This window comes from Streptomyces anatolicus, assembly GCF_019400875.1.
Classification (GTDB): domain Bacteria; phylum Actinomycetota; class Actinomycetes; order Streptomycetales; family Streptomycetaceae; genus Streptomyces; species Streptomyces anatolicus.
Genome location: NZ_WMBF01000303.1, coordinates 1 through 7,718 on the forward strand (window position 1 = coordinate 1; position 7,718 = coordinate 7,718).

The 7,718-nt window shown below is 67.4% G+C and carries 9 protein-coding genes; 7 read left to right on the forward strand and 2 right to left on the reverse strand.

What is annotated here, in order from left to right:
- Positions 1 to 75 precede the first annotated feature (75 nt).
- Positions 76 to 663 carry a hypothetical protein gene (locus GKQ77_RS22915; RefSeq protein ID WP_219690821.1) on the forward strand — a complete coding sequence of 196 codons (588 nt, stop codon included), beginning with the start codon at positions 76 to 78 and terminating at the stop codon, positions 661 to 663.
- A 19-nt stretch (positions 664 to 682) separates the two neighbouring features.
- Here GKQ77_RS22915 and GKQ77_RS22920 read toward each other — a convergent pair whose 3' ends face one another.
- On the reverse strand, positions 683 to 1,006 hold the full coding sequence (locus GKQ77_RS22920) for a ferredoxin (RefSeq protein WP_125511705.1): 324 nt from the start codon (positions 1,004 to 1,006) through the stop codon (positions 683 to 685).
- 253 nt (positions 1,007 to 1,259) lie between these two features.
- On the opposite strand from GKQ77_RS22920, the gene arc reads away from it, so the two are divergent.
- The 6 genes from arc to prcA all read left to right on the forward strand — a co-directional run bounded on the left by arc (position 1,260) and on the right by prcA (position 7,348).
- Entirely contained in the window at positions 1,260 to 3,026 is a 1,767-nt protein-coding gene (gene arc / locus GKQ77_RS22925) for a proteasome ATPase (protein WP_219690817.1), read from the forward strand.
- 215 nt (positions 3,027 to 3,241) lie between these two features.
- Positions 3,242 to 4,753, forward strand: a complete 1,512-nt coding sequence (dop, locus tag GKQ77_RS22930; protein ID WP_125511703.1) for a depupylase/deamidase Dop — start codon at positions 3,242 to 3,244, stop codon at positions 4,751 to 4,753.
- A gap of 124 nt (positions 4,754 to 4,877) precedes the next feature.
- Complete coding sequence (locus tag GKQ77_RS22935; RefSeq protein WP_124267463.1) at positions 4,878 to 5,096, forward strand: ubiquitin-like protein Pup; 219 nt, start codon at positions 4,878 to 4,880, stop codon at positions 5,094 to 5,096.
- Between the two features lie 117 nt (positions 5,097 to 5,213).
- Positions 5,214 to 5,726, forward strand: coding sequence for an endonuclease VII domain-containing protein (locus GKQ77_RS22940; RefSeq protein WP_219690818.1), 513 nt, complete (start codon positions 5,214 to 5,216; stop codon positions 5,724 to 5,726).
- On the forward strand, positions 5,678 to 6,523 hold the full coding sequence (prcB, locus tag GKQ77_RS22945) for a proteasome subunit beta (RefSeq protein WP_219690819.1): 846 nt from the start codon (positions 5,678 to 5,680) through the stop codon (positions 6,521 to 6,523). The genes GKQ77_RS22940 and prcB overlap by 49 nt, the downstream gene beginning before the upstream one ends.
- Before the next feature lie 51 nt (positions 6,524 to 6,574).
- Complete coding sequence (prcA, locus tag GKQ77_RS22950; RefSeq protein ID WP_125511701.1) at positions 6,575 to 7,348, forward strand: proteasome subunit alpha; 774 nt, start codon at positions 6,575 to 6,577, stop codon at positions 7,346 to 7,348.
- A gap of 81 nt (positions 7,349 to 7,429) precedes the next feature.
- Here the strand turns inward: prcA and GKQ77_RS22955 are convergent.
- A partial coding sequence (locus GKQ77_RS22955; protein ID WP_219690820.1) for a substrate-binding domain-containing protein occupies positions 7,430 to 7,718 on the reverse strand: 289 nt, incomplete at its 5' end.

Here is a 7,718-nt window from a genome sequence, read left to right on the forward strand (position 1 = left end):
GTGTTCCACCTCACTGTGAGCTATGGCACGATGCTGGGCACCCCACCGGCACAGCCCTCACAGGAGACGCTCCTCGTGCAGCACCCCGCCGTCCCGGAACTGGCGCACACCCTCGCCCGCCCCGTCCACTGGCTGGCCACCGCCGCCGCGCTCGCCGCCGTCGTCGCCGGCTCCGCCTTCCTGCAGCCGGACCCCGCGACCGCCGCCCAGACAGGGCACAAGACGCAGCCCAGAGCCGCCGCGGGCGCGCCCGCACCGGCCGCGGCGCCCGACGCCGCCACCGTGGACTTCCCCCTCGACTGCGGCCCGGTGAAATCCGTGGTGGAGAAGAAGGCAACCGGCGACCTCGACGGCGACGGCAGGCCCGAGACCGTAGCCGTCGTCCACTGCCGGGCCGGCTCGGGCACCCCGCCCGACGGCGTCTACGTGATCACCCGCGCCAAGGCGGGCGAGCCCCGCGTGGTGGCCACCCTCGTCGACCCGAAGGACCGGCTGACCGTCACCGACTTCGCCGTGCGTGACGGGGCGGTCACCGCGACCCTCCTCGGCTACTCCTCGCTCGCCGTCCCCCGGTGCTGCCCCGACCGCGAGGACGCCGCCAAGTGGCGATGGAAGGACGGCGCGTTCGCGCGGACGGCCCCCGCCGAGGCGCGCAGCGTATGAGGCGGCGGAGGCCGGTGACTCACTGAGCGTCGGGGCCGTACACCTCGACCCTGTCCGAAACCCGACGTACGTGGATGCAGTCGCCCGGACACTCCTTCGCGGAGTCCGCGACATCGCGAAGGAGCGGCAGCGGCACGGGCGTCGTGGCCCCTGGGGCCTGGAGCAACTCGTCGTCGCCGCTCTTCACATAGGCCAGGCCGTCGATGTCCAGCTCGAAGACCTCGGGCGCGTACTGCGCGCAGATGCCGTCTCCTGTGCAGAGGTCCTGGTCGATCCAGACCTCCAGCAGATCGTCGCAGCCACTGCCCTCACTGCCGGTCTCGGCGTCGTGCCGCACGGTCATCTCTCCTGCCGGTCGCTGCGTCGAGCCGGCCGGTGATGCGGTAAGTCGGGCCAGCTCTGACGGGTGTTGAACACTTCGACGATACAACCGCCCGCTTTCCGATGTTGTTGGGTGGGTATTCACCTGGCGTGAGGGGAAGCGCAAGGGTGAAGATCGGACACACCCCCTCGTCTTTGTGATCTAGGGGTTTCAATCGACACCCACCCAGGTAGGGTCTGGAAGCGTCCAGCTCCCCTTGGAGGAGGTGAGGACCGTGGCAGCCCACGACGACGACATCAACCGCGGCATCCGGCCGGGCAGAGGGTCTGAGGACCCCGCCGGTCAGGTTGCCTATCTCGAGCAGGAAATCGCCGTCCTGCGACGCAAGCTCGCCGACTCTCCGCGTCATACGAGGATTCTCGAAGAGCGGATCGTCGAGCTGCAGACCAACCTGGCCGGCGTGTCCGCGCAGAACGAGCGGCTCGCCAACACGCTCCGCGAGGCCCGCGACCAGATCGTGGCCCTCAAGGAGGAAGTCGACCGGCTCGCACAGCCACCGGCCGGCTTCGGAGTCTTCCTCGTGGCGAACGAGGACGGCACGGCGGACATCTTCACCGGCGGCCGCAAGCTCCGGGTGAACGTCAGCCCCAGCGTGGAGCTCGAAGAGCTCAAGCGCGGCCAGGAAGTAATGCTCAACGAAGCGCTCAACGTGGTCGAGGCCATGGAGTACGAGAGCGTCGGCGACATCGTCACCCTCAAGGAGATCCTCGAGGACGGCGACCGAGCCCTGGTGGTCGGGCACACCGACGAAGAACGGGTGGTGCGGCTCGCCGAACCACTCCTCGACGTCACGATCCGCCCCGGCGACGCCCTCCTGCTCGAACCCCGCTCCGGCTACGTCTACGAGGTCGTGCCCAAGAGCGAGGTCGAGGAACTGGTCCTCGAAGAAGTCCCCGACATCAGCTACGAGAAGATCGGCGGCCTCGGCGGCCAGATCGAGATGATCCGGGACGCCGTCGAGCTTCCGTACCTCTACCCCGACCTCTTCAAGGAGCACGAACTGCGGCCGCCCAAGGGCGTCCTGCTGTACGGGCCCCCCGGCTGCGGAAAGACGCTGATCGCCAAAGCCGTCGCCAACTCCCTTGCCAAGAAGGTCGCCGAGGTGACCGGGCAGCCCGCGGGGAAGAGCTTCTTCCTCAACATCAAGGGCCCCGAACTCCTCAACAAGTACGTCGGCGAGACCGAGCGCCACATCCGCCTGGTCTTCCAGCGTGCCCGGGAGAAGGCGAGCGAGGGCACCCCCGTCATCGTCTTCTTCGACGAGATGGAATCCCTCTTCCGCACCCGCGGATCCGGTGTCAGCTCGGACGTGGAGAACACCATCGTCCCCCAGCTGCTCGCCGAGATCGACGGCGTGGAAGGGCTGGAGAACGTCATCGTCATCGGCGCCTCCAACCGCGAGGACATGATCGACCCCGCGATCCTGCGCCCCGGACGCCTCGACGTGAAGATCAAGATCGAGCGCCCGGACGCCGAGGCGGCGAAGGACATCTTCGCCAAGTACCTCACCGAACGGCTCCCGCTGCACGCCGACGACCTGGCCGAGCACAGCGCCGACCGGCGCAGCACGGTCCAGGGCATGATCCAGTCCGTCGTGGAGCAGATGTACGCCGAATCCGAGGAGAACCGCTTCCTCGAGGTGACGTACGCCAACGGCGACAAGGAAGTCCTCTACTTCAAGGACTTCAACTCCGGCGCCATGATCGAGAACATCGTGGGCCGCGCCAAGAAGATGGCCATCAAGGCCTTCCTCGAAGCGAACCAGAAGGGCATCAGGGTCTCCCACCTCCTCCAGGCTTGCATCGACGAGTTCAAGGAGAACGAGGACCTGCCCAACACCACCAACCCGGACGACTGGGCCCGGATCTCCGGCAAGAAGGGCGAGCGGATCGTATACATCCGCACGCTCGTCACCGGAAAGCAGGGCGCGGACACCGGACGCTCCATCGACACGGTGGCCAACACCGGTCAGTACCTGTAGTAACAAAGGGGCGGCTGCGGGTGTCCTTCACGGGTACCCGCAGCCGTCTGCTTTTCAATGAAGGCAATGATCTCCCCACCAGCGCAAAGGCGTTCTAGGCTCTTCGGTACCGCCGAGTCGCGCAGTGCGGGGACGGGCACCGCACACGCACCGGAGAACCAGCGGTACTTGAGCGCCGTTCCCGAAGGGGAGCGCCGCCGGGCAAGGAGGGCCGCATGACCGTACGGCGAGTAATGGGCATCGAGACGGAGTACGGCATCTCCGTCCCCGGCCACCCGAACGCCAATGCCATGCTCACCTCGTCCCAGATCGTCAACGCCTATGCCGCGGCGATGCACCGGGCGCGACGCGCCCGCTGGGACTTCGAGGAGGAGAACCCGCTGCGGGACGCACGGGGATTCGACCTCGCCCGCGAGGCCGCCGACTCCAGCCAGCTGACCGACGAGGACATCGGCCTCGCCAACGTCATCCTGACCAACGGCGCACGGCTCTACGTCGACCACGCACACCCCGAATACAGCTCGCCGGAGATCACCAACCCCCTGGACGCCGTCCTGTGGGACAAGGCCGGCGAACGCATCATGGCCGAGGCGGCCGACCGCGCGGCGCAGCTCCCCGGGGCCCAGCCGATCCACCTGTACAAGAACAACACCGACAACAAGGGCGCCTCGTACGGCACGCACGAGAACTACCTGATGAAGCGGGAGACCCCCTTCTCGGACATCGTGCGCCACCTCACGCCCTTCTTCGTCTCCCGCCAGGTCGTCACAGGTGCGGGCCGCGTCGGCATCGGCCAGGACGGCCACGAGCACGGTTTCCAGCTCAGCCAGCGCGCGGACTACTTCGAGGTCGAGGTGGGCCTCGAGACGACCCTTAAGCGGCCGATCATCAACACCCGGGACGAGCCCCACTCCGACGCCGAGAAGTACCGCAGGCTGCACGTCATCATCGGCGACGCGAACCTCTCGGAGATCTCCACCTACCTCAAGCTGGGCACCACCTCGCTCGTGCTCGCCATGATCGAGGACGGCTTCATCGCCGTGGACCTCGCGGTGGACCAGCCCGTGCGCACCCTGCACCAGGTCTCCCACGACCCGACGCTCCAGCACCTGGTCACGCTCCGCAGCGGCCGCTCACTCACCGCTGTGCAACTGCAGATGGAGTACTTCGAACTGGCCCGCAAGTACGTCGAGGAGCGGTACGGCTCCGACGCCGACGAGCAGACCAAGGACGTCCTGGCCCGCTGGGAGGACGTGCTCGGCCGGCTGGAGAGCGACCCGATGAGCCTTTCCGGAGAGCTGGACTGGGTCGCCAAGCGGGAGCTGATGGAGGGCTACCGCCGCCGCGACAGCCTGGACTGGGACGCCGCGCGGCTGCACCTGGTCGACCTCCAGTACGCCGACGTACGGGCCGAGAAGGGCCTGTACAACCGTCTGGTGGCGCGCGGCAAGATGAAGCGGCTCCTGGACGAGGCGGACGTGGAGCGGGCCACCACTAAGCCTCCCGAGGACACCCGGGCCTACTTCCGGGGCCGCTGCCTCGAGCAGTACGCGGACGACGTGGCCGCGGCCTCCTGGGACTCGGTCATCTTCGACCTGCCCGGCCGTGACTCTCTGCAACGCGTCCCGACCCTGGAGCCCCTGCGCGGCACCAGGAACCACGTCAAGGAGCTCCTGGACCGCTGCCGTTCGGCGGAGGAACTGGTTCGGGTGCTCTCCGGCGGCTGAAAGGTCACCGGCGGGGGAATCACAGAGGTGGGTCCCGCACGTTGAGGGAAGTGCGGGGCCGATGTCGGACCCGGCTTGTAGGGTCTGATCAAGAACGTCTAACCGAGCGAGCGGGGTGAGGTAGATGGCGACCAAGGACACCGGCGGCGGACAGCAGAAGGCCACGCGTTCCACCGAGGAGACCGAGGAGCAGACTCAGGACGCGCAGGCTTCGGAGGATCTCAAGGAGCGCCAGGAGAAGCTGAGCGACGACGTCGACTCGGTGCTCGACGAAATCGATGATGTGCTCGAGGAGAACGCCGAGGACTTCGTGCGCTCCTTCGTTCAGAAGGGTGGGGAGTGATTTTTCCTTTGAATCGAAGGCTGGGGATGTAGGGGAGGGGTCTTGTCGGAGCCGCTGAAACAGTGCGCGCGATGCCGAGAGTCCAAACCGCACGGGGCGTTTGCATCGAATCGGGCAATGCGTGACGGCTTGCAGTGCTACTGCAGGCCGTGCGCTGCGGAGTATCACCAGGAGCGACAGAAAGCCAAAGGGAAGAACGTTCGGCCCAAGGTCGCAGCTCCGGCAGGCCACAAGTACTGCCGCAGGTGTGGGGAGATCAAGCCTCACACTGCATGGGACCGGAACAGGGCGGCCTCCGACGGCCTGTCCACTCGGTGCAAGGCGTGTCGGGCCATCGAAGGTCGTGCCGGCCATCTCAAGCGCCACTACGGGATTACCGAGGCCGATCGTGACGAACTGATCGAGGCCCAGAAGGGCCTCTGTGTGATCTGTCTCGAGGCACCTGCCGTACATGTGGATCATTGTCACGAGACGGGTAAAGTCCGAGGCGTACTGTGCTTCAACTGCAACTCAGGCATCGGCAAGTTGGGGGACGACCCCGACAAGACCCGCCGAGCCACCGCTTATCTGGAAGGAAACTCGTGGAAGCCAATCCTCGTAGCACCGGGCGTCTACCAGCTGCCTTCCTGACGCCTGGGTCGTCGTCCTTCATGGATTTCCTCTCCGAGCACCAGCCCGGCATCCTGCCCGGCAACCGCCAACTGCCGCCCACGCAGGGCGTGATCGAGGCTCCGCACGGCACGACCATCGTGGCCGTGACGTTCCCCGGCGGCGTGGTGCTCGCTGGTGACCGCCGGGCGACGATGGGGAATGTCATCGCGCAGCGGGACATCGAGAAGGTCTTCCCGGCGGACGAGTACTCCGCGGTGGGCATCGCGGGCACGGCGGGTCTGGCCGTGGAGATGGTGAAGCTCTTCCAGCTGGAGCTTGAGCACTTCGAGAAGGTGGAGGGCGCCACGCTCTCCCTGGAGGGCAAGGCGAACCGCCTCTCCACGATGATCCGCAGCAACCTCGGCATGGCCATGCAGGGCCTCGCCGTGGTGCCGCTCTTCGCGGGCTATGACGTGGACCGCGAGAAGGGGCGCATCTTCTCCTACGACGTCACGGGCGGCCGCTCCGAGGAGCACGGCTTCGCGGCCACCGGCTCCGGGTCGGTCTTCGCGCGGGGTGCGATGAAGAAGCTGTACCACGACGGTCTGACCGAGGAGCAGGCGACGACCCTGGTGGTCCAGGCGTTGTACGACGCGGCCGACGACGACTCGGCGACGGGTGGTCCCGATGTGGCCCGCCGGATCTACCCCATCGTGACCGTCATCTCCGACGAGGGATTCCGGCGGCTGACGGACGAGGAATCGTCTGTGATCGCGCGTTCGATTCTGGAGAAGCGGCTGGAGCAGCCGGACGGCCCGCGTGCCGCGCTGCTCTGATCGCTCCGCATTCGCCACTGACTGAAGTTTTGACAGAAAGGGACGGATCCGGTGTCGACGCCGTTCTATGTATCACCCCAGCAGCAGATGGCCGACCGGGCGGAATACGCCCGCAAGGGCATCGCGCGCGGCCGCAGTCTGGTCGTCCTGCAGTATGCCGACGGCATCGTGTTCGTCGGCGAGAACCCGTCCCGTGCGCTGCACAAGTTCAGCGAGATCTATGACCGGATCGGTTTCGCGGCCGCCGGTAAGTACAACGAGTACGAGAATCTTCGGATCGGCGGCGTCCGCTACGCCGATCTGCGCGGCTATACCTATGACCGTGACGACGTGACGGCCCGCGGTCTCGCGAATGTGTACGCGCAGACGCTGGGCACGATCTTCTCGAGCGCGGCCGAGAAGCCGTACGAGGTGGAGCTGGTGGTCGCCGAGGTCGGGGCCACGCGTGAGGGCGATCAGATCTACCGTCTCCCGCACGACGGGTCGATCGTCGACGAGCACGGTTCGCTCGCCGTGGGCGGCAACGCCGAGCAGATCAGCACCTATCTCGATCAGCACCACAACGACAACATGACGCTCGCGGAGGCCCTGAAGCTGGCCGTGCGCGCGCTCTCCCGCGACACCAACGGCACCGAGCGGGAGATCCCCGCCGAGCGTCTGGAGGTGGCGGTGCTGGACCGGACGCGGCCGCAGCAGCGGAAGTTCAAGCGGATCGTGGGCCGTCAGCTGTCGCGGCTGCTCGACGAGGGCGGCGCGACGGACGCGGCGAGTGACACGGACGAGGACACCGGGCCCGCACCCCGCTCCGGTGGTGACGTCGAGTAGTCCCCTGCGGTATGCGCCCCGCGCCCCGGCCGTCCGGTCGGGGCGCGGGGCGTTCGCGTGTGCAAGATGGGACCGGCGGTCCTAGTGGGCGGGGCCCGTGGAGTCGCGGATGACGAGTTCGACGGGGAGCGGGGTGGCGTCGGGGGCGCGGCCCTCGACGACGGCGACCAGGGTCTCCATGCCGCGCTCGCCGAAGCGCTCGGCGGGAAGGCGCACGGTCGTCAGCTCGGGTTCGACGGCGGTGGCCAGGGTCAGATCGTCGAAGCCGGTCACCGAGAGGTCTTCGGGTACGCGCAGTCCGAGCCGTCGCGCGGCCTTGCAGACGCCCGCGGCGAGGAAGTCGTCGTCGCAGATGACGGCGGTGGGGCGG